Origin of the sequence: Rhodococcus sp. USK10, from assembly GCF_019378875.1 — a bacterium.
GTDB lineage: Bacteria > Actinomycetota > Actinomycetes > Mycobacteriales > Mycobacteriaceae > Rhodococcus_F > Rhodococcus_F pseudokoreensis.
This window is the reverse complement of the sequence record NZ_CP076047.1, coordinates 36303-58028: the sequence shown is the minus strand read 5'-3', so window position 1 is coordinate 58028 and position 21726 is coordinate 36303. Positions and strand designations below refer to the sequence as shown.

14 protein-coding genes and 3 pseudogenes are annotated in these 21726 nt (G+C 61.1%); 16 read left to right on the top strand and 1 reads right to left on the bottom strand.

Features of this window, described 5'->3' with window-relative positions:
- Window positions 1–1319: 1319 nt before the first annotated feature.
- The 6 genes and pseudogenes from I1A62_RS00865 to I1A62_RS00840 form a co-directional block, all read left to right on the top strand.
- Window positions 1320–2384, top strand: a complete 1065-nt coding sequence (locus I1A62_RS00865; protein WP_219453504.1) for a 2,3-butanediol dehydrogenase — start codon at window positions 1320–1322, stop codon at window positions 2382–2384.
- A gap of 668 nt (window positions 2385–3052) precedes the next feature.
- Entirely contained in the window at window positions 3053–3580 is a 528-nt protein-coding gene (locus tag I1A62_RS00860; protein WP_219453503.1) for a DoxX family protein, read from the top strand.
- A 101-nt stretch (window positions 3581–3681) separates the two neighbouring features.
- Entirely contained in the window at window positions 3682–4494 is an 813-nt protein-coding gene (locus I1A62_RS00855) for a mycofactocin-coupled SDR family oxidoreductase (protein WP_219453502.1), read from the top strand.
- 129 nt (window positions 4495–4623) lie between these two features.
- Window positions 4624–5259 carry a GTP cyclohydrolase I FolE gene (gene folE / locus I1A62_RS00850; protein ID WP_219453501.1) on the top strand — a complete coding sequence of 212 codons (636 nt, stop codon included), beginning with the start codon at window positions 4624–4626 and terminating at the stop codon, window positions 5257–5259.
- 321 nt (window positions 5260–5580) lie between these two features.
- Window positions 5581–6457, top strand: a pseudogene (locus tag I1A62_RS00845) (IS5 family transposase).
- 145 nt (window positions 6458–6602) lie between these two features.
- Window positions 6603–6828, top strand: a pseudogene (locus I1A62_RS00840) (DUF808 domain-containing protein); the annotation flags it as partial.
- 758 nt (window positions 6829–7586) lie between these two features.
- Here the strand turns inward: I1A62_RS00840 and I1A62_RS00835 are convergent.
- A complete protein-coding gene (locus I1A62_RS00835) occupies window positions 7587–8429 on the bottom strand; it encodes an alpha/beta hydrolase (protein ID WP_219453500.1) in 843 nt (280 codons plus the stop codon).
- A 464-nt stretch (window positions 8430–8893) separates the two neighbouring features.
- Here I1A62_RS00835 and I1A62_RS00830 point away from each other — a divergent pair, with 464 nt between their 5' ends.
- The 10 genes and pseudogenes from I1A62_RS00830 to I1A62_RS46970 all read left to right on the top strand — a co-directional run.
- Window positions 8894–10168 (top strand): amidohydrolase family protein, encoded by a 1275-nt coding sequence (locus I1A62_RS00830; RefSeq protein ID WP_219453499.1) that lies wholly within the window; start codon window positions 8894–8896, stop codon window positions 10166–10168.
- 161 nt (window positions 10169–10329) lie between these two features.
- Window positions 10330–12726 carry a CoA transferase gene (locus I1A62_RS00825; protein ID WP_219453498.1) on the top strand — a complete coding sequence of 799 codons (2397 nt, stop codon included), beginning with the start codon at window positions 10330–10332 and terminating at the stop codon, window positions 12724–12726.
- A complete protein-coding gene (locus I1A62_RS00820) occupies window positions 12723–13967 on the top strand; it encodes a CaiB/BaiF CoA-transferase family protein (RefSeq protein WP_219453497.1) in 1245 nt (414 codons plus the stop codon). The genes I1A62_RS00825 and I1A62_RS00820 overlap by 4 nt, the downstream gene beginning before the upstream one ends.
- Before the next feature lie 176 nt (window positions 13968–14143).
- Window positions 14144–14980 carry a mycofactocin-coupled SDR family oxidoreductase gene (locus tag I1A62_RS00815; protein ID WP_219453496.1) on the top strand — a complete coding sequence of 279 codons (837 nt, stop codon included), beginning with the start codon at window positions 14144–14146 and terminating at the stop codon, window positions 14978–14980.
- Window positions 14981–15168: 188 nt separating this feature from the next.
- Window positions 15169–16506, top strand: a complete 1338-nt coding sequence (gene dctP / locus I1A62_RS00810) for a TRAP transporter substrate-binding protein DctP (RefSeq protein ID WP_219453495.1) — start codon at window positions 15169–15171, stop codon at window positions 16504–16506.
- A 17-nt stretch (window positions 16507–16523) separates the two neighbouring features.
- Window positions 16524–17108, top strand: a complete 585-nt coding sequence (locus I1A62_RS00805; RefSeq protein WP_219453494.1) for a TRAP transporter small permease subunit — start codon at window positions 16524–16526, stop codon at window positions 17106–17108.
- A gap of 163 nt (window positions 17109–17271) precedes the next feature.
- Window positions 17272–18663 (top strand): TRAP transporter large permease, encoded by a 1392-nt coding sequence (locus I1A62_RS00800; protein WP_219453493.1) that lies wholly within the window; start codon window positions 17272–17274, stop codon window positions 18661–18663.
- Between the two features lie 258 nt (window positions 18664–18921).
- Window positions 18922–20874, top strand: coding sequence for an MFS transporter (locus I1A62_RS00795; RefSeq protein ID WP_219453492.1), 1953 nt, complete (start codon window positions 18922–18924; stop codon window positions 20872–20874).
- Window positions 20871–21443 carry a TetR/AcrR family transcriptional regulator gene (locus I1A62_RS46975; protein ID WP_219453491.1) on the top strand — a complete coding sequence of 191 codons (573 nt, stop codon included), beginning with the start codon at window positions 20871–20873 and terminating at the stop codon, window positions 21441–21443. Before I1A62_RS00795 ends, I1A62_RS46975 begins: the two co-directional genes overlap by 4 nt.
- Window positions 21444–21720, top strand: a pseudogene (locus I1A62_RS46970) (putative immunity protein); the annotation flags it as partial.
- Between the last annotated feature and the right edge of the window lie 6 nt (window positions 21721–21726).

Here is a 21726-nt window from a genome sequence, read left to right as displayed (position 1 = left end):
GCTTCCGCGCCGCGGTCAGGTCCGTGACCAGCATGTCTTCGCTCACCGCCTTGAACCGTTTGAGCTTCGCCGCGATCCTTTACCGGCCTCTTAGGGGAGGCGGACTTGGAGACTCCAAGACCGCGCGCACCGTTCGACGACCCAGACCATGACGGTCCGCCAGCGCGCGGATCGACAGGCACTCGCACCGCGCATCACGGCGGATGTCCTCGAACAGTTGACCCGAGACTCCACCCCGACCCACACGGCCGCCGGTGTGGGCGTCTCGATCATCGCGCCCACACCCGTCACCAGGATTCACACCGACGAAACAGCCACCCCGGACGTGTCGCGGTGGGGCCACTTCGAGCCGTCACACCCCTCACATAAGGGTCGGCTGGGTCCAACTTGAGCCGCCTGACCGGGCCCACATCAGAACTGCCAGAGCCAGTAGAGCGGGAGTGCTGTCCGAGGCAGTGGGATGAATTGATGCAGGCACCGGCCCGGAAGATCAATTCACCACGGGAAGCGAGGCGGCTGCGGTGGTGACCCATGAGTCAACTGGTGCCACAGAATCCGTCGGATCGTTCCGGGACGGCGCGGCCGGGCTCGACCTCAATGTCGACGCCGAATCACGCATCTGTGCGGGTGCTTGACATCGAGTCGTGCATGTAAGCCGTGAAGGCCAGGAACGAGCGATCCATCAGCTGCCGACGTTGTGGTGCTGCCGCTGGTCATACCCTTCTCAAGGCGCACGAAACACGCTGGTCGCACAGATGGCCCCGGGATACGGTCAAGTTGATAGTGCGTCCGGCGCGAGCAGTGGTCAATCGAACAATCAAATAGGCCGCTGTTTACAGCCGGTCTTGGAAGTATTTTGTACTGCATACGCTCGCAGCTGACAGGCATATTGGACTGCTATTAGATGGATTGAGGAGGCGAAGGACCGACCCTGCGTGCTGGGGTGCAGATGATGAATGTGAAGCCCTGAATTTGCGTTCCTCGGAGCAGCTCCTCGCTCTGTTCGGTTCGGTCAGCCAAGGTTGGGTCTTCCCGCTTGGCCTGCTTCTTCGACGGGACGGGTCCAGTTCCCACAGATCGACAACACATAGGACGAACCAGCATGGCCGAGCCATCGGCGGCAGACATGACGCTGACAGGCACCCGTCCGCTTCCGTCTCCATGTGGACAAGACGGGAAGAGGTGAACAACAGGTTAGTACGCAACTGCAGTCTGAGACCCACGGTCCCGAACAGTTCCCCTGGATGCGCGAATGTGACGCAATGTGAATTCACATCGCGTTTGATAAGCGTCGATATCGAGAAAGGTTGTGCCAGAAAATGCTTACTCTGCGCTTATACAGTGAGCGTGACGCCAGGTTGGAGGAGATTCCTGAACCGGAACTGCGTCCAGGAACGGTGAAGGTCAAGGTTGCGTGGGCCGGTATCTGCGGGTCAGATCTGGCGTTGTTCGAGACAGCACCGGTCCCGCTTGACTATCAGAATCCGATCATGCAGGAGAGCGGTCCTCACGCCCTCGGGCACGAGTTCTCTGGGTACGTCAGTGAGGTTGCTGAGGATGTCACATCCGTGCAGTTAGGTGACCTGGTGGCAGTGCGTCCGAATTTCGCCGATGGAACGTGCCCCACCTGCCGGGCGGGACATCCGAACATGTGCGACAACTACGCATTTATCGGGATCAACGGTGGGGGAGGAGGTTTCAGCGAAAGCGTCGTTGTGCCCGCTGACCATGCTTACGTACTCCCTCAGGACTTCAGTGCGCAAGCAGCCGCATTGATCGAACCGCTTGCCGTCGCCTGGCACGCGGTCAAGGTGGCGAAGATCCCAACAGACGGCACCGCGTTCGTCGTGGGAGCCGGACCGATCGGCTTGAGCGTGGTGCTTGCCCTCCGAGCCCAGGGCGTTTCGAGGATCATTGTCAGCGAACTCAGCGAGGCGCGCAAACAACTCGCTCGGGATTTCGGCGCCCAGCTGGTTATCGACCCGCGCGAGGCAGATGTCGTCGCTGCAGTCCGCGAGGCGACAGGTGGGCGCGGTGTGGATGTCTCATTCGACGCATCCGGCATAGGCAAGAACACCTTGCAACCGGCGATCGATTCGCTCAGCGCCGCGGGTCACGCAGTGATCTTGGCGAACTTCCATGGCGACGTGCCATTGGACGTGATGCCCTTCCTCATGAGGGAGAAGGTGCTCACCGGGAGCTTTGCCTACACAGCCGAAGACTTTGCCGAGGTCCGCGATGCCGTTGTGGACGGTCGAATTGTGCCGGACGCACTCATCAGTAGTCGAATTCCTCTCTCCGAAGTACTCGACGCAGGATTCAAACACCTTCTCGGAGAGGGACGGGCAACTGAGGTGAAGATACTCGTTTCACCCTCTTCCTAACTTAAGGACCAGCGCCATTGGCTGCCGGGGAACTCGAGTAAGGAGTTCCCCGGCCCGGAGTCGCAATACCAGCACAACCGCCGAAGAACCGTTGGCGATCGGCAAGTTGCAGTGGTCAACCCTACTTCTTCTGAACGAGATCCGCGTCGACAGCACTGCCAGGACGGCCGATCATTCGTGGTGAGGTCGAACAAGTGAACGACTGATCGCTGAGCGCATGAGCGACTTCCCGCCTGTCTAAGGCGGAAACAGCCCGCGGCCGTGAAGTTCGCCGGCCCCGCATCAAGTTTGTCGGCGTCGCCGAATTATTCAGTGCGTCGGCTGATCTGTAGCCTGCACGCGGCCATCCGTCCGGACCGCATTGCAACGGTGGTAGCTGCTGTTCGTGGCTCGTGTTCCCTACACTGCCGTTAAGGCACGACATTTATCCCTGTACATGATATGTGTCGTGTTTACGCGCCTTGGCTGTGTTTCTGACTACCTGACGCCCACATGTAGAGCGTTTCCATGCACAGGATTTGCTTGACAATTGGGTCGGAGTACTCCAAAGTGGGGGGTGCCGGTGATCCAGTTCACAACTGACAGAACGGTCCTGGCGCCCACACGACGTGCATGCGTTGTGCTGCACTCGACTTTGAGCAAATTACCTGGACTGAAGGAGTTTCGTTATGGGCTTTACCGTCCGCCGCCGGAACTCGGGCCTCGAGATGGCCGCATTGTTGTTGCGGGGCGTTGTCGGGGGCACGATGGTCGCGCATGGGGCCAAGCATGCCCGCTCGCTCGACGGAACGGCGGCCTGGTTCCGATCCCTAGGATTCCAACGGCCCAAACTTCAAGCGCAAGCGAGTGCGGCCGTTGAGGTCGGGGCGGGTGCTCTATTGATAGCCGGTGCTGCCACGCCGGTCGCCGCGGCGGCTGTCGTCGGCACTATGGCGGTAGCTGCGCGGTCGGTGCACGTGCCCAACGGCTTCTTCATAATCGACGAGGGCTGGGAGTACGTTGCCTCCGTAGCCGCCGCAGCCGTTGCCGTTGCCGGGTTGGGGCCCGGCCGTATCAGTGTCGACCACGCTCTGGGAATCGACCGCACGCTGAGCGGGGCGCGTGCGCTTGTCATCACTGCGGCGGTCGGGCTGATCTTCGCGGAATCCCATCTGGCCGCCTTTTGGCGTCCACCTAGGTCCGCACCCTCCGCCTGACAGCAGCATAATCTCCGGGCTGGAGGTATACACAGTCACCGGCGCGCAGATGCTGTGATGAATTGCTCTGCTGCACAGAATGTTTACGAGAGGATCCCAAAATGGGAAAGCTTGACGGACGGGTGGCGTTCGTGACAGGAGCCGCGCGTGGCCAAGGTCGCGCCGAAGCGGTGAAGCTGGCGGAGGAAGGCGCAGACATAATCGCGCTGGACATTTGTAGAAGGCCGACCCCCACGGACTACCCAGAGGCCACGGCGGACGATCTCGCTGAGACAGTCCGCCTGGTCGAGAAGACTGGACGGCGTATCTTGGCATCGGAAACCGATGTTCGTGACCTCGCTGGCCTCACCAACATCGTCGACGAAGGTGTGCGACAGTTCGGTCGGCTCGACACAGTGGTCGCAAACGCGGGCGTCGTCTCTTGGGGCCGGTTGTGGGAGATGGATATCGAACGTTGGACGGATATGATCGACATCAACCTCACGGGTGTGTTTAACACCCTCCGCGCAGCCATCCCTCACATGATCGAGGCAGGTAACGGCGGATCGATCATCGCTACGAGCTCAAGCGCAGGGCTTCAGGCCCTGCCCGGTCAATCCCATTACACCGCCGCGAAGCACGGGGTCACGGGGCTGGTGAAATCCGCGGCCATGGAACTTGGCCCGTACCGTATTCGGGTCAATTCGTTGCACCCATGGGCCGTTGACACCCCGATGGGCACCCTCGGTGAGGATGGTAAAAAGGTATTCGCCGACAACCCTTCCTATATGAACGCAATGAGTCAAATCCTGTACGAACCCTCGAGCAGCACCCCGGACGACATTGCCAATGCTGTTCTGTTCCTGGCGAGCGACGATTCGCGCACCATTACGGCCGCACAGTTCACCGTCGATCACGGCTGCACACGCATCTGATCTCGATCTCTGCGTCATGCAGGAGTCTTGTTTCGGGGTTTCCGCTCACCCGTTGCGGGTCCGCTTCGTTTCGAAACGAGACATCTCCCGAGGACGCGGACCCCACCACAAACCAGGAGATATAGGTCCATGCTCACCGGTGTCGGCCGGCTCAACGAAAGACCGCCTACCGGCACATCGCAGAGCGTAGCGCAGAATGATTACGACACGATCCGAGCCGAGGCTGCTGTTCGCGAGTTGTTGATAGCTGTCGGCGAGGATCCAGATCGCGAGGGTTTGCGCGACACGCCGGCACGAGTTGCGCGTGCCTACCACGAGATGTTCGCTGGTCTTCACACCGATCCCGATTCGGTGCTCGATACAACGTTCGACGAGGGTCACCGGGAACTTGTTCTTGTACGAGACATTCCGACCTACTCGACGTGCGAACACCATCTTGTTTCGTTCCACGGCGTTGCGCACGTCGGATACATTCCGGGTGACTCAGGTCGAGTAACCGGGCTGTCCAAGTTGGCGCGCGTTGTGGATCTTTACGCAAAGCGACCTCAAGTGCAGGAGCGGTTGACCAGCCAGATCGCGGACGCGTTGATGCGCAAACTCGCCCCGGCGGGAGTGATTGTGGTGATCGAGGCCGAGCATCTGTGCATGGCGATGCGCGGCATCCGTAAGCCAGGTGCCCGCACGATCACCTCTGCAGTACGGGGGCTGTTCCAGGACACGTCGGCCTCACGGGCCGAGGCACTCGGTCTGATTCTTCGCCGATGAACAACTCTCCCGATTAGGCACCGGCTGAACCGTATTCCCAATCAACCGATTGGTTTGCCAATTGCTCAGCGGAAAGGTGAGTGCAAGTCGGGACGAAGTTGTTTCGCTTCGGAGCCGTCCGGTAGAAATTTGCCACTCACCATCGCAATTTTCGTCTCACCACAGTCACCTGCGTGGCAGATAGTGTCGCCGGATCGGATTCCACACTTTGCCGGACTGCACGATGAAGATCGAAATGGTCGCGTCGTCGAATGCCAACCTGCAGTGGACTAGAGAGCGTGTCTGCCAAATATTGGTGGTCGGATGCTCGAGACTGTCGCTGTGTTGCGTGCCAACGAGATTTCCGATGCGCTGTGGACTGTGATCGAACCCGTCTTTCCTTCTCTGGCGGGACGGAGGGGACGTCCGTGCAACGATCATCGGTTGACGCTGGAGGGAATCGTCTGGCGATTCCGTACCGGGTCACCGTGGCGCAATCTGCCCGAATGCTTCGGCCCGTGGCAGTCGATCTGGGCACGACATCGCCGCTGGTCGGACGACGGCACCTACGTGCGGATGTTCGCGGCGGTGCGGGCGGCAGCGCCCGAACGAGAAGGACAGATCGAACGTCTGCTGTCGATCGACTCGACCGTCGTCCGCGCCCACCAGCACTCCGCCGGTGCCCTGACCGATGCCCACACAGGGGGCTCGCTCGAATGACAAGAATCTGGCAGGCGAACCCGCCGACCACGCACTCGCCCGCTCCCGAGGCGGTTTGAGCACCAAGATCCACGCTCTCACCGACACCTTGTGCTTCCCGTTGACGCTGCTGCTCTCGCCGGGACAGGCGGGCGACAACCCGTACCTGGCGCCGCTGCTCGACGCGCACCGCGCTCACGACACCGAAGCGTTCCGGCTGCTGGCCGACAAGGCGTACTCGCATCCCAGCACTCGAAAGAAACTGCGGGAACGCAGAATCTCGCACACCATTCCCGAACGCAGTGACCAGATCCGGCGCCGCAAGGCGAAAGGGTCGGACGGGGGTCGGCCGCCGGCGTTCGACAAGGACCTCTACCGCGAACGCAACACCGTCGAGCGTGGGTTCGGGCGTCTGAAGCAGTGGTGTGGCATCGCCACGCGCTATGACAAGTACGCCACCACCTTTCTCGGTGGCGTACTCCTCGCCGCCTTCGTCATCCATCACCGCGTCCGCAAATAGCAGACACGCTCTGGCATTTCGATGCCAGGATCGACAAGTCGAGTCTGAGCACGTCCGAGGTGAGAGGCTACGGCTTCCCATCCGTCCAGAATGTCGTCGATTTCCGGGGCCATATAGGTAACGTCAGCCGTTGGTCCCGCACGTCGGCGATCGCCTGCTCGTCGACGTCGGTGAGGCCGGATTCCATTGGCCGGCCGATCGCCTCTACGATCTCGAGCACTGGTTCGGCGAATCTCGTGCGCGGCGGCTTCGAGGATGCGCTGTCCTGGACTGCCCGGACCGTGGTATCCGCACTCGTCGGGCTCTTCGTCGGCGCGATCGTCGTCCTGCTCGTGCACCTGATTCCGAAGCGGAGGAAACGCGCGGCCTGATCGAAGTGGCCGACACCGCCCGCCGTGTCGCCTGCGCCTCGCTCCGTTCGACCATGGATTCGTTCCGGACACTGCCCGGGCGCGCCGATCCCTGCCACACGGGCAGCGCACCGCGATCGTGCTCACCGACGCGCCCGCGACGGCCGGTCAGCCCATCACCATCAGTCGCGCCGACAGCAACCTCACCGGTCCATTCCGGCAGCCGGGATAGCACCGTCCTTGCCGTGACCGCCGCGCTCGGAGCATGGCCGTCTGTCGCCGGCGGCGTGCTCCTCGTTACGCGGTACTCACATACGTTGCTCAATCGAACCGATTGCGGCCTGGGAACATGAATGGAACCTGTTCGACCTGCCACTGAGATGACCCGGTCTCACTGGACCGGCTACTCCCGCCCTGGTGGCGGCGGGGCGCACCGACCGCAGCACCCCGGATGGTCGTCGTGTCAGCAATCTAGGTGGGCCTCGCTCGGCCTCTCCGTGGATGGGAAGATGTGTATCGCTGACCTGCTCTGGTAGGTCGACTGCACTGGCATGGGTAGCGGGTGAGATTCGCTTCTCCGGAGACTTTCTATCTGGCTCTGGTGTGCTCTGCTTAGACGATATCTGCCTCCTCACGATCGGCTCGGTCGTTGTGGGGGAGTTCGTACTCGTTCGGTGACACACCCGCGAGAACGGCCTGGATCCTGCGCGGGTTGTACCAGTGTCGGCATACCGGAACAACACTGACTCGCCGCTATTTGACAGATCATTCACCTTGCGTTAAGTCGTAACCCACACAATCAATGCTTGCCACAGATTGCGTCTCGCCGGTGAAAAATTGTGGCAGTGGTGCGAATTTTCGAGAACCTCGAGCTGTACCTGGGGAGCGTTGACATAGGCGCTCGGCTCCTCCCATGGGTCACGCACAACATCGCGTTCCCCGAACCCTAGAAGGACCGGAACGTCCAAAGCTCGGATCTGTTCGGCGACCGCCCCCGGACGGCTAACCCAACTGCCCAACTCGTCGGGTACCGGCGTAGTCACATTGCGCACGGCCGTCAGTAGCGGACCTTCGAGGTGCGGACCGACATTCGTGTAAGCGAGATCTTGTCGCGAATAGTTAGCGTCGCTGTCGGTGAACAACCAACGGCTGCCGTCTGGGCGCCACATGACCAACTCACGAGACGGGTAGCCGAGAAGAGCCAATCGCGGGAATGGGGAAATCATTTGCTGCTGGAGAAGCAGAGCGGCCCCCATTGAATGGCCAACCCCTGCCGCCGGCACATCGGCTAATCCGAGTTGGTCGATAAACGATGCCGTTGCCTCGGCGTTCGCCTGTGCGACGGCGGCGGGCGACAGATCGAGAACCTCCCTCGCACTGTCGCCTGTTCCGAGATGGTCGATCGTGATGACAGCTACTCCGGCCGTCGCAGCGAAGTGCGAAAAGCTGTATGAGCGAGTCTCATCGCCGCTGACCCGCAGATCCCAGTAGAACCGATCCAATCGTCCTCCGGGAAAGCAGACAACCACAGCGCGGGGAGCTGGCGGAAGGTAGGCGCTGCCTGCCACCCAACTGCCATCCGCCCGTTCGCAACGAAGTTCGATGTGTTCGATAGCGCGCATCGGCGTCAGTTCACCTCTGATTCGAGTCGGCGACCGAGTCCGGGTTCGGCACTGGCGGCATCGCCTCTGACCGTCTTCAGTATCGCCTCGCCATAGCCGAACTTGTTGGCGGCAGTGCGAACCTGCGCCCGGCGATGAACTCGTTCATCGGGGCTTTTTCGCCTTACGAGGGTCTGTGCGGGACCAGAGGACACTACCGGACTGCTATGTGGTCTGAATCACTACACTATGGCCCGTTTCGTGCGCGAAGTCAACTAAACCAGGTACATGTATGAGAACTTGCATCACACGTTCGCCGTGACATCGGTAACAAATACCCCTTGACAGAACGCCGGTGCCGGTACATCGTTGTACACGAAAACCTGTACAGGGTTGGCCGCTCCTGCTGTCGCCTATCTGGCAGCTGCAGCGAACTCCGACACAAAAGCGGAATCGCCGAGCGGATCAAAACGAGAGGACAATCAATGACCGACACTCTGACGTCGACGACCGATGACGTGAAGATCATCGACTGCGACGCACATCTCACCGAACCGTCCGATTTGTGGACGTCGCGTGTCCCGGCGTCGATGAAATCGAAGATGCCGCAGATGGAAACGCGTGACGGTTTCACTGCGTGGTACATCGATGGTGAGATGTGGGCAAGTATCGGCGGCAACACGATCGGACACGGACCGAAGAAGGTATTGGGAACGAACTCGCTCCAACCCTTCGAGGAGATTCATCAGTCAGCATGGTCGACTCGCGAACGCCTAGAAGTTCTTGACGATCAAGGCGTTCTCGCGCAGGTTCTCTACCCCAACGGCGTGGGGTTCTCGTCCAATCACATCTTCGCGGTGCCGGACCTCGATCAGCGCAGTCTGATCCTTCAGACGTACAACGACTTCCTCGTCGAAGTGCAGCACGAATCGAACAACCGACTTCTACCGCAAGCGATGCTTCCGATTTGGGACATGGATCTGACGGTCAAGGAGATGACCCGCATGATCGACCAGGGCATCACTGGGTTCACGTTGTCCGACAAGCCCGAACTGCTGGACCTCCCGGAGCTGCCGGAACCGTACTTCGATCCGATGTGGGACGTGTTCAACTCAACCAATACAGTGGCGAATTTCCATATCGGAGCAGGCGGCACCAAGGAAGAGGTGCTCGACCTCCGCAAGACCATGCGCGAACAGCGAGCCGGCCAGTCTCCGACTCCAACCGCCACGACGCTAACCGGCAAAAAGGTTGCATCGCCGAGCTGGCGAAGCTTCGGGCCGCAGCGATGGATGGCAGTGATGGCGACCCAGATGTACATGAGCAACGTTCGAATCGTCACCAATCTCTGCATGAGCAATCTGTTCGATCGATACCCCAACCTGAAGGTCGTCTCAGCCGAAAGCGGTATCGGCTGGGTGCCGTTCCTGCTCGAAGCGCTCGAGTACCAGCTCGACGAGATGGTTACGACAAACGACGAGATGTCGCTGCAGAAGCGCCGTCCGACCGAGTACTTCCGTGACCATCTGTACGTGATGTTCTGGTTCGAGTCTTCGGCACCACAGAAGCTCGTCGAAGAGATCGGAGCCAAGAACATTCTGGTGGAGACCGACATTCCCCACCCGACGTGTCTCTACCCCAATGCCAAGGGTCACTTCGACCGTGTCCTCGGTGGACTCGATGACTACAGCCGTCGTCGGATCCTGCAGGACAACGCAGCAGAGCTCTACGGCATCGACATTCCGGCGCTTACCAAGTAGCAATTGAGCGTTAGATTCCCGGCTGCCGTCCACACCGCGGGACGGCAGCCGGTATTCGGACTGGGATAACAGGCCAACCGCAACGGTCGCCGCGCCAGGCACGGTTAATCGATCCGTCAGCATCAATGGACATCGTCGGCGAATCTTTAAGGAGAAACAGTATGCAAGGCATTTTCGAGGGTCTGCGAGTCGTGGATCTGACCGAGGGGATGCTGTCGATGACGTCCGCAGTGTTGGCGGACTTCGGCGCCGATGTTGTGAAGATCGAAACCGAATCCGGGGACAGCGAGCGCGGACGTCCGGGGTTCAACTTCTGGAACCGCGGTAAACGCAGTCTTATTGCCAATCTCGACTCGGTCTCCGGCCAACGGCGAATCACCGAGCTCGTTGACCGCGCGGATGTGTTCATAGAGGCGCTCGGTTCGAGAAGTGAGCAGCTGGGCCTCGATCCCGACTCGACTCGAGCACGAAACCCGCGGCTCGTGCATTGCAGTCTGACCGGCTTCGGTGAAGCGACCACTCTCGAGTCGTTCGGGCACAAAGACGAAATCGTGATGGCAAAGGTCGGGCGCCTGATGGGCAACGACCCGCTCAGCGGAGCGCACGAAGATACCGATCACCCGATCTACCTCGCGGCTCCCACGAGTACATATGGGTGCGCAGCATTGGCGCTGCAGGGAATTGTCGCTTCGCTGTTGCAGCGAGAACGGACAGGACTCGGGCGGGCCCTATCGACAAGTCTCCTCGACGGAATATCGGCTGCGACGATGCGTTTGGCCTTCGAGCGGCGAGGTGACGACGTAATCCCGGTTCGGTCAAGAGGCGACGGCACAATTCCGATCCTCATGCGCGGAATCCGACTGTGTTTTCTTGCCGTGGAGACGTCGGACAGTCGGTACATTCAGATGTGCTGCCGCCAGCCACGTCTCTACCGTAACTGGATGAATTGCATCGGGCTCGGCGACGAACTCGAGACGGACAGATGGAGCGGGCTCCCTCTCGGGGTCAAGTCGCATGCGGACGCCGACGAGTGGGAACAGCGAGTGCGTGAGCGGATGCGCACGAAGTCACAGGCCGAGTGGATGAACATATTCCGCAATCTCGATATCGGGGCTGACCCATTCTTGACCGAGGACGAGTTCTTGCGGCACCCACAGTTGGAAGAGAACGACCGGCTCGTTACGGTCGACGACCCGGAGCTCGGCCCGATCCTGCAGCTCGGCCCGTTAGTGAAGGCCACAGCCACTCCTGCACACGTTTCGGGTCCCGCCCCTTCGCTGAACTCAGGCCGGGACTGGGCGGGCTGGGAGCCGCGATCCGAACCGTTGCAGTCGGCCGAGCCCACCACCCGACTGCCACTCGACGGATACACCATCTTGGAAATCGCCTCCTTCCTCGCCGCCCCGCTCGGCCCGACACTCCTCGCAGAACTCGGTGCTCGCGTGATCAAAGTCGAGCCGATCGACGGTGACCCATTCCGGAGCAGCGGTTTGGAATTCGTCCACATCGCAAACGGCAAAGAAAGTATCGCGGTCGACTTGAAGACCGACGAAGGCCGGGCGATACTGCACCAACTGATCGAGCAAAGCGACGCGCTCATTCACAATTTTCGTCCAGGCGTACCCGAAAAACTTGGGTTCGGATACGAGGAAGCGAGCAAAATTCGCCCTGACCTTGTCTACCTGTACGGTGCGTCCTATGGGAGCAACGGTCCGGAATCGCACCGCGCGGCCTTCCATTCAACTCCGAATGCACTATGCGGCGGCGGCATCCTGCAAGCGGGCAAGTCAAACCCACCGGTGAACGATTCGTACGCAGATCCCTGCTCCGGTCTGGCAACCGGCGTTGCCCTCGCCCTCGGGCTGTTGGCGCGTGAGCGCTATGGCGTTGGCCAGTACATGGAAACCAGCATGCTCGTCAGCGCGGGTTGGGTGCACTCGGCGCGCATGGAGTCATACAACGGCCAGCCCCCGCGGCCCCAACTCACGCAAGACCAGCTCGGGTACTGCGCCTTTCGCAGACTCTATGAATGTGCGGAGGGTTGGATCATGCTCTCCATCGACGACGCTGACTGGCCATTGCTCATCGCGCTAGTCGGCGCAGGCGAGTTGTCCGAAGACCGGCGGTTCAAGGACCCATCGTCACGGGTGGAGAACGATCGTATGCTCCAGTGGCTACTGGAAGACCGCTTCAAGACGAACACGGCAGCAGCGTGGGAATCGCTCGGGCGACAGCAAGGCCTCGTGATCGCATCGGCTGCCGAAAGAACCCTCGAGGAGTTCCTCGTTCATTCCGGACTGCTCGAGAGTGCCGAACACCCAGCCTTCGGAAGCTACTGGCGCCTGCAACCGCGAGTGCGTGTCACAGGTTCGGAACGCGCGCACGGTCTGCCCTGCGAAGTCGGCGAACACACGGACTCGATCATGCACTCCCTTGGCTACGAGCCGGCGCAGGTCGATGCACTCGAGTCCGCAAATGTGGTCAAGCGAGCTGCGACGGAGCGGCGTCACCCGTTGGGCACAGGGGTAGCTCATCTTCAAATGGATGGAACCAGATGACCGAGGAACGCATCGTGATCGATGGTGGAGGTGCAATTGAGCCACCGCCTCGAACGCTCCTCGGTGGTGTCCGCGTAATCGAGGTCGCGATTCTTGCGCCGAGTGCGCTCGGTGGATATCTGGCCGAACTGGGCGCGGAGGTGATCAAGGTCGAGTCAGGCGCGGGTGACTACGTGCGGTCGGTGATGCGCAGACCGAATCAGGACGCGTCCGACATGCACCAACTGTGGAACCGGGGCAAGAAGAGTGTCGTGCTGGACCTCGACGAACAGTCGGGCAAGCGGGACTTTCTCGACCTGGTAGCGAGCGCGGATGTAGTGATCGAGGGGCGGCGCCCTGGGTACCTCGACCTGAAAGGGCTCGGCTACCAACGCCTCCGCGAGGTCAACCCATCGATTGTTTTCGTGTGTTTGTCCGGTTTCGGGAACACCGGCCCTTATCGTGCCCTGCCCAGTCATGGACCGGCGTTCGATGCCTACGCCGGCGTCAACCCGCCAGGGGTAGACGATGAAGGACGGCCGCGAATCCCGCGTCCAGCACATGTCGGTGTTGGGGTTTACACCGGTGCGCTCCATGCCGGGATTGCTGCCTTGGCGGCCGTTCTACACGCCCGCGAAACGGGATCGGGAACATATCTCGATGTCGCGCAGGCTGATACTGCGGCATATGCCCGCGCCACAACCGACCTGGCAAAGCTGCGTGGGCGGGCGTTGTCGTCTGAGGTTGTCGCGTTTCGGGATGATGAACTGTCAGCCACAGGCGCCGTAGATGATCTCTTTGGCGAGTCGTGCCTGGTCCAGTACTACCGGACGACCGATGGGCATATCCTGTTCCAGGCGATGGAACGAAGACTGTTCGAACGGTTCACTGTTGCCGTGCAACGGCCTGAACTCATCAAAGAGTTTCCGCCTGACCGTGAGGTCGACTGGCTGTACGGCCGCGACGACATCCGCGCCGAATTGTCGACGATCTTTGCTAGAGAATCCTCCGCATACTGGGTCGACCTCGCCCGCGAACATGGGTTTCCCTGCACGCCGGTCAATGATGCAGCGCGTTTGCTGGACGACGAACACTTCGTGGCGAGAGCAAGATGGCTCCCAGACCACCACGGTGCCCCGACGGTCCCAGGCGTGCCCATCCACTCGGTCCCCGGACTACCTCTAGTACCTCCCGCGCCGTACCTGGGCGAGCACACCGAGGAAATACTGAACGCGCTTCCGGCCCGCGAGCGGTCTCGGTGAACTAATTTTTCTGTACAAGTGCGGTTTTCACGGAAATGCCTCGAATGGTTGCACCGAGACCTGTTGCACGATCCACCTTCAGAGGCGGTTTCGCTGAGTATTTCTACCGTGCGGTGGCCGTCCGGACTGCATCCCTATGAGCACAGATAATCTACTTCGTCACTCTGGAGGGTCTTGTGGGAAAACTCGATGGAAAAGTTGCGTTCATTACCGGGGCTGCACGCGGCCAGGGTAGAAACCATGCAATTCGCATGGCGGAGGAAGGCGCCGATATTATTGTCGTGGATATATGCAAGCAGATCGACAACGTTCCTTACGCGATGCCCTCTGCCGCCGATCTCTCGGACACCGTGCATGCAATCGAGCGTGCCGGTGGCCGAGTAGTGGCCAGAGAGGCTGATGTGCGCGACGTCGCCGAACTCGTGAGCGTGGTCGATGAAGGTGTACGCCGTTTCGGGCGGCTGGACATTGTGTCTGTGAACGCCGGCGTTTTCGGACCACTGGAGGATGTGCCGGACATTGCGGCGCGAGTCGCGAATTTTCGAATGGTTGTCGATGTCAACCTCACTGGAGCTTTTTGCACCGTTGAGGCAAGTCGTCAAGCTCTTATAGACTCCGGTGGCGGTTCGATAATCGTCACTAGTTCACTAGCCGGAATCCGACCGCTTTCCGCGGGAGGTGGATACTCGGAATCGAAGCATGGCGTGGTCGGCCTGATGCGGTCATACGCACAACAACTCGCACCCTTCAGCATCCGGGTCAACTCGGTCCATCCGACGAATGTAAATACTCCGATGATTATGAATGACGCCGTATCTCGCGCTTTCTGCCCTGGTATCGACGATCCCAGTGAAGATGATGTGAAACGCAGTCTCAGCTTCCTCAACATGCTTCCCGTTCCGTTCGTCGAGTGCGACGATATAACCAACGCCGTGATGTGGCTGGCGTCGGACGAGAGCCGTTACGTGACAGGAGTTACCCTCCCGGTCGATGCGGGCGGAGCGCTCAAGTAGCGGACGCGGTCGATCCTTTGGTGACAATTGCCATCTCCGACATGCTAGTTGCATGTTCGAAGATCACTGTTCATCGCGCATAATGTTTCGGGAAGAATTAGAAAAGCGGACGACATCAAGAGTGGGACGGGTTAAAAGCCCTGTTCCTATTCGTCACTCGGCACGCAGCCGTCGAATTGAATTATGTCGTGAAATACAGTTCAACCCTTTGCAATGTCTACTCCGGCGTAGCCGAGGAAGTGAGATCGTATATGGCCGCGCTTTCGATTCATACATCCGACGATTCGCCGGTGCGGGATCCGCGTCGTCGTAGAGCGCGAGCGTTGTCCGTCGCGTTGGTGTCGGTGATGTTGACTGCTGCGTGCAGCTCCGTTGGGGGCGGTAGCGTCGCAACATCAATCGACGAGATGGACCCAGCGGTCCTCAAGTTCGCCACAACGGGTCATGCGCAAGACAACATGAGTACCGGATTTGCTGCTTTCCAGGAAGCAATCAATGAGCGTACCGGTGGAAAAGTAACTTTCGAGCCATACTTCTCCAGCTCATTGCTGGGTGGCACCGACATGCTGTCCGGTGTATCAGATGGGGTCGCGGACATGGGGTTCCTGGTCCCCGCGTATTACCCGGAAGAGCTGCCGGTGAGCGCGTGGATGGGTGGTCTGGGTAACCTGGTCACCGGCTCGACGGTGCACGACGTGGTAGCGGGTGGGGCTGCGTCTTACGAGTCGACTCTGTCGTCGGCAGCGATTCATGACCAGTACGCCCGCCAAGGTGTGGAGCCCCTTCTCTCTGTGTCGTCGACTGCCTTGAACCTGTTGTGCAACAACATTATCGAGACTCCAGCTCAGGCCAAAGGGGTTGAAACCCGGTCCTTCGGTTCAATCAACACTGCCCTTTTGAAGGACCTCGGCATGGTCCCTGTGGACGTGGCTGCAAGCGAAGCGTACGAAGCCGTACAACGTGGCGTTATCGACTGCCTTGTGAATAGTCCGTCAGGGGCTGTCGATCTGGGTCTCACCGAAGTTGCCAGTGAGTACATCCCAGTGAATTTTCCTCAACAGCAAGAGCTGACGATCGTGCTCAATTCTCGAACATGGGAGGGGCTCCCCGGTGATGTTCAGGACATTTTCCGCGAAGAATCCGCAAATTGGGCGAAAGTCGTCTGGGGCAAGTATCTAGAGGCGCATGCCGGATTCGGGGCGTTACTTTCGGGCGCGAACTCCAAGATTCGAATTGACGACGTCTCGAAATTTGCACCCGCCCTGGATGCGGAGCGACAGGCGTGGTTGGACGATATGCCAAACAATGCTCCCGCGGCGATCGAGAATCCCCAGAAAGTCATCGATGCCTATCGAGCGCGCGTCGACTACTGGACCCAAGCCCTGGAGCAGGAAGGCTACGCGCTCAACGTCGGAGTTGATCGGGAGGGAGTGCTCAAGGGCTTTGCGCAGGTCGAAGACTTCGATATCAATCCGTTTTTCGACAGTCATAAGGCCGAGCTCTTGAGCGCGACCACGCCCAAGTAGCCATTGACCGTGGTCCGGTGCAGGACAAGATTGGTGCACGGTCCTTTCGAGAGTTGGATTCATTGAACGAGATACAGCCACTGTGGGTGCGCGCCGTCACTGGTGTGTCTGTTTGCGCAGCCGGGGCAGGCGGTGCTTTGTGCCTCGCGATGGCAGTGGGAATTGCTGCTTCGGTAGTCGGTAGGCAGGTGGGCGTTCCGATCAACGACATGATGGACGTCGTCACATACCTGTTGATGCCTGCCATCGCCGTTCTGGCGCTCGGCCAGGTACATCTTCGGGACCAGCACGTTCAGGTGTCGGTTGTGATGGAAGCGGCCCCCTTACGGACAAGACGCGGAATATCGATGGTGACCCAGTTGATAACGGGACTTGTGGCGGGATGGGTTGCGATCCTGATCCTGGACGAAGCTCTCTACTCGTACGAGATTGGTGATCGTGCGACGGTAGCGCCGTGGTTGCCCATCTGGGCTGGGCGGTTCGCCGTCGCCGCCGCATGGTTGATACTCACCGGATCTATCGTTGCCCGGTTCTATCAGTCGCTTCGGGAACGTCCGTCGACGAAACAAGAGTCGAGCGAGGAGCCCCTGACAAATGCATGACAAACCCGGTACTGCCCCGACCTCACAGCACAGTGCTGTGCCATCCGCTATTAGATCCGCACCGAAACGTTTGGCTCCTGCGGATGTCGGGGGCCCCCGTGTCCGATCTTCTCGACTGCACGCTGACTCTGGCGCACTCTTCGTACTTCTGCTGGTGGTGACCGTGGCATCGACCGCGGTTCTGATCTTCGTTCCGATGGACGATCGACTGGTCGGGGCCGCGGTCATCGTTCTGCTCTTGCTGCTCATGGCGCTCGATCTGCCCGTAGGCATTGCAATGCTGGTGGCCTCTATCGTTGGGCTGACCGCGATGGATGGATTGGCCGTGGTGGAAACATCGCTGCGAAACATCACGTTCGACGGCGTCGCTTCGTGGTCACTCAGCGTGGTGCCGATGTTTCTGCTTATGGGTTTGGCGTTGTCGTATGGAGGTGTGACCACCAGGGTTTTCGAGGCTGCCGACCAATGGCTGGGGAGATTGCCGGGAGGGCTTGCGGTCACTACAACTGCGGCTGGCGCCGGACTGGCAACTGTGAGCGGAAGTACGATGGCGACCTCGATGGCCATCGGCAAGATGGCCATTCCCGAGATGATGAAGAGCGGATACCATCCTGCCATCGCGACCGGATCGGTCGCGATGGCAGGAACGCTCGGCCAGATTATTCCTCCGAGCGTTCTGCTCGTCATCTATGCCGGTGTGGCACAGGTGCCTGTTGGTCCGCAACTGCTAGCAGGGATGATTCCCGGACTGTTTCTTGCGTTGTCGTACATCGCTGTGGTGACCGTGTGGGCCCGCGTCAAGCCACAGGTCGCACCGAGAAGCGATCGCTCCGGAGTGACATGGGGTACGCGACTGCGGTCGGCTTCACGATTGGGTCCGCTTCTCGTGATCTTGCTTGTCGTGCTCGGAGGGCTATATACCGGCTACTTCACTGCCACCGAGGCTGGAGCAGTGGGTGCGGTGGTTGCAATCCTTGTGAGCCTTGTCAGCCCGGAGCGCAGGCAGAAGGACGGCTCCAATAATCTTACGTATTTGCGCACCATCGGTACGGAGACGGCGACGTCAGTTGCAAGCATCTTTCTCATCGTCGTGGGTGCATTGATGCTAAATCGAGCGCTGGTCTTGAGCGGGCTTGCACAAGACCTTTCCTCCTGGCTGGCCGGACTGGAACTCGACAGAGTCACGCTTCTGCTGTGCCTTATCATCGTCTACATCGTTCTGGGAATGTTTCTGGAATCGCTTCCGATGATCCTATTGACCGTGCCGCTTTTGCAGGCGCCGCTGGAAGCGGCAGGCGTGGACATGATCTGGTTCGGAGTGTTCCTCATCGTCCTCTGTGAGATAGGTATGGTGTTTCCTCCTATCGGGTTACTGACCTTCGTGGTTCACCGCCTGGCACAAAACCCGCAGGTGAACCTGGGTGTCCCAATCAGTCTGCAATCGGTATTTGCCGGCGTCATGCCATTCGTAGCGGCCACGATCGTATTGCTGGGGGTCTTCATCTACTGGCCTGACCTTGTGCTGTGGTTGCCCGGTTCGTCGAGCGCAGAATAAAAATCAGACCGCGTGGCGCTGACTCTCTCCGGGCTGGGAGACAAGCCGCGCGGTCTATTTTCTGTGACCCGTTTCGGGCGCATCTGCAAAAACCGGAGCGTGCGGACTAGATCGGCCAGTTCGACGCCTCGCCCCAAATGGCCTCCGCTACTGAGGTGGGGCGATGGTGCAGGTCAACAAGATCGCGGCGCCTTTCGGCAACTGTTATCCCCAAGTTCACCAATCGCGCGCTTCTGTCGCGCAGGTCGGAGTTCGCCGATGTCCGTTCACACAAGCTCCTCGCCGACCACTGTGCTGACGACGGTGGTCTGTTTGTCGGGCATCGTGGTCGCCCTGCAGCAGACCCTGGTCATCCCGCTGCTACATGAGTTCCCGTCGATCCTGGGCACCGATTACGCGACTGCATCCTGGCTGGTGACCGTGACGCTGCTCACCGCCGCCGTCGCGACGCCGATCGTGTCTCGGCTCGCCGACATGTTCGGCAAGCGCCGCATGGTGCTCGCGTCCCTCGCTGCAATGGTGGCCGGTTCGCTGCTCGCAGCGGTTGGCGGAACGCTGGTCACCGTGCTGATCGGGCGCGGGCTGCAGGGTCTGGGCTCCGCGCTGATCCCGGTCGGTATCGGCATCCTGCGGGACGAGCTGCCGAAAGCGAGGGTCGCGGGGGCGACGGCGATGATGAGCGCGAAGCTCGGCATCGGGGGCGCGCTGGGGCTGCCGCTGTCGGGGGCGTTGTACGAACAACTCGGTTGGGACTCGATTTTCTGGCTCTCCGCTGCCGTCGGTGCCGTGCTCTTCATCGCCGTTCGCATCGTGATCCCCGAGTCGCCTATCCGCACCGCCGGCCGCTTCGACTTCGTGGGGGCGGTCCTGCTGTCGCTCGCACTTTCGTCATTGCTGCTTGGCATCTCGAAGGGCGCGACCTGGGGATGGACCAGCGAGCGGACCGTGACCGCACTGGTGGTCGCCGCCGTCGCGTTCCTGCTGTGGTTCCCTTACGAGTTGCGGGTAGGACAGCCGATGGTCGACTTGCGGACCTCGGCGCGCAGGCCTGTGCTGCTCACGAACATCTGCTCTCTTTTCGTCGGAATCTCGATGTACGCCAACATGTTGTCGACCACCCAGCAGTTGGAAGCATCGACCGACACGGGCTACGGACACGGGATGTCGGTACTGACTGCGGGGCTGTGCATGATGCCTGCAGCGCTGATGATGGGGGTGTTCGCGCCGATTGCGGGACGACTGATCGGGCGGATCGGTGCTAAGTACACGCTGATGATCGGCACCGCCGTCCTCACCCTTGCCTACGTCGCGCGGGTGTTACTCACCGGATCCGTACTGCTGATCGTGCTCGGTGCGATGCTCGTCACCGCGGGCACCGCGATCGCGTACGCAACCATGCCGATGCTCATCATGGGGTCGGTCCCCATCACCGAGACCGCTTCGGCGAACGGCCTCAACGCGTTGCTGCGTTCGGTCGGCACGTCGATGTCCAGCGCCGCCGTATCCGCCATCCTGACGGCGGTCACCATCGAGGTCGCGGGGCACGCCGTGCCCGCACTGGGCGCCTTCCAGTTGACCTTCGTGATGGCGGCCGCGACCGGTCTCGTGGCGACCGTCCTCGCGGCGTTCATCCCGCGCTCTGGTGGGGGCCCGCGGGTCCGCGCAGATGTCGACGAGTATGCCCCGGCGGAGCTCGTCGTCTCCGGCGCCGTGTTCAGTGCTGAGGATCGGCCCATCCGACAGGCCGTTGTCACCGTCCTGCGCACCACCGGCGAGCCCGTCGACTGGAGCAGAGCCGACAATGCCGGGGAGTTCTCCGTTGTTCTCCCGGATCCGGGCACGTATCTCGTGATCGCCAGCGCCGACGGTTGGGCGCCGCGATCGCACGTGATGGACTTCGCCGACGGGGCGGACGGGCACCGGGTGACGCTCATTCAGCGCCTGCGTCTACGTGGTCGCGTCACCACCGCGGGCCGCCCGTGCGCGGACGCTGTGGTGAGCCTCGTCAAGGCCACCGGCGAGTACGTTGCGACGACGACCACCGCTGTGGATGGCAGCTACGAACTTGCGCAGCCGCCCGGCGGCCGGTACGTCATCACGGTGCTCGGCCCCGGCCGCCGCACTGCGACCCGGCAGCTGGTGGTGCTAGCCAAGCCGGCGCAGGTCGACCTCGACCTGGCTGGTGACCTGCGGCCGGCAGGTGCGCCATGACCGCACCGTCGACTCGGGAGACCGTCGTCGCGGCCGCCAGGGACTTGTTCGCGCGTCGCGGTTACACCGCGACGACGATCAAGGACATTGCCACCGCCGCGGGATGCTCACCGGCGCTGGTGATGAAGTTGACTGGGAGCAAGGCGGAACTATTCGCGGCTGCCGATCCGTCGGCGGCCGTGCTGGACGAGGCGGGAGCCGGGGCAGTGGTCGAACAGCCGCTCGCACCCGAAGAGCCGGTCGGGTGGCAATTGGTGCGCAGGCTCGTCGGCCGCCGCGACGGTGACCAGCCGGAGCCGTGGGCGATGGCTCCGATCTTCATCCGGGAGTCCGCGGATCCGGAGGCGACCCGCACCGACATGCGTGGCCGCTATCTCGATGCGATCGCAGCCCGCATCGGCGACACCTCTTCGGAGCGGCTGCGCACCCAGCTCGTGCTGGCCGAACTCCTCGGTCTCGCTACCGCGATGCGCCACCTTGACCTGCTCGGGCCCGACGTGATGGACAGCGAGACCCTGATCCGACGCTACGGCACGGTCCTGCAGTCAATCATCGACGGCACGGTGTGACTGGCGTTGTTGGCGGTGTCGTGTGTGGAGCACGTCCTGGGCCTGTTCGAGTCGGTGCGGCCGGAGGATCGGCGTCCGTGTGAGGCGATCGAGCATGCCCGCGCGTGGGTGCGGGGGGAGGTGACGATGATGGCCGCCCGCGCGGCGGGTGGCCGTGCGATGGGCCCGGCAAGGGATCGGCGCGGACCGGCCCGGCACGCCGCCTACGCTGCGGGGCAGGCCGGGGCTGTGGCGCATGTGGCGGCGAAATGAGCTCGGTGCTGCCGTGTATGCGATCAACGAC

Excerpts from the sequence above, each read along its gene's own strand:
- I1A62_RS00830 (WP_219453499.1), top strand. The coding sequence starts at position 8,894 with ATGACCGACACTCTGACGTCGACGACCGATGACGTGAAGATCATCGAC.
- folE (WP_219453501.1), top strand. The coding sequence starts at position 4,624 with ATGCTCACCGGTGTCGGCCGGCTCAACGAAAGACCGCCTACCGGCACA.
- I1A62_RS00825 (WP_219453498.1), top strand. The coding sequence starts at position 10,330 with ATGCAAGGCATTTTCGAGGGTCTGCGAGTCGTGGATCTGACCGAGGGG.
- I1A62_RS00835 (WP_219453500.1), bottom strand. The coding sequence starts at position 8,429 with ATGCGCGCTATCGAACACATCGAACTTCGTTGCGAACGGGCGGATGGC.
- I1A62_RS00855 (WP_219453502.1), top strand. The coding sequence starts at position 3,682 with ATGGGAAAGCTTGACGGACGGGTGGCGTTCGTGACAGGAGCCGCGCGT.
- I1A62_RS46975 (WP_219453491.1), top strand. The coding sequence starts at position 20,871 with ATGACCGCACCGTCGACTCGGGAGACCGTCGTCGCGGCCGCCAGGGAC.
- I1A62_RS00860 (WP_219453503.1), top strand. The coding sequence starts at position 3,053 with ATGGGCTTTACCGTCCGCCGCCGGAACTCGGGCCTCGAGATGGCCGCA.
- I1A62_RS00795 (WP_219453492.1), top strand. The coding sequence starts at position 18,922 with ATGTCCGTTCACACAAGCTCCTCGCCGACCACTGTGCTGACGACGGTG.
- I1A62_RS00820 (WP_219453497.1), top strand. The coding sequence starts at position 12,723 with ATGACCGAGGAACGCATCGTGATCGATGGTGGAGGTGCAATTGAGCCA.
- I1A62_RS00865 (WP_219453504.1), top strand. The coding sequence starts at position 1,320 with ATGCTTACTCTGCGCTTATACAGTGAGCGTGACGCCAGGTTGGAGGAG.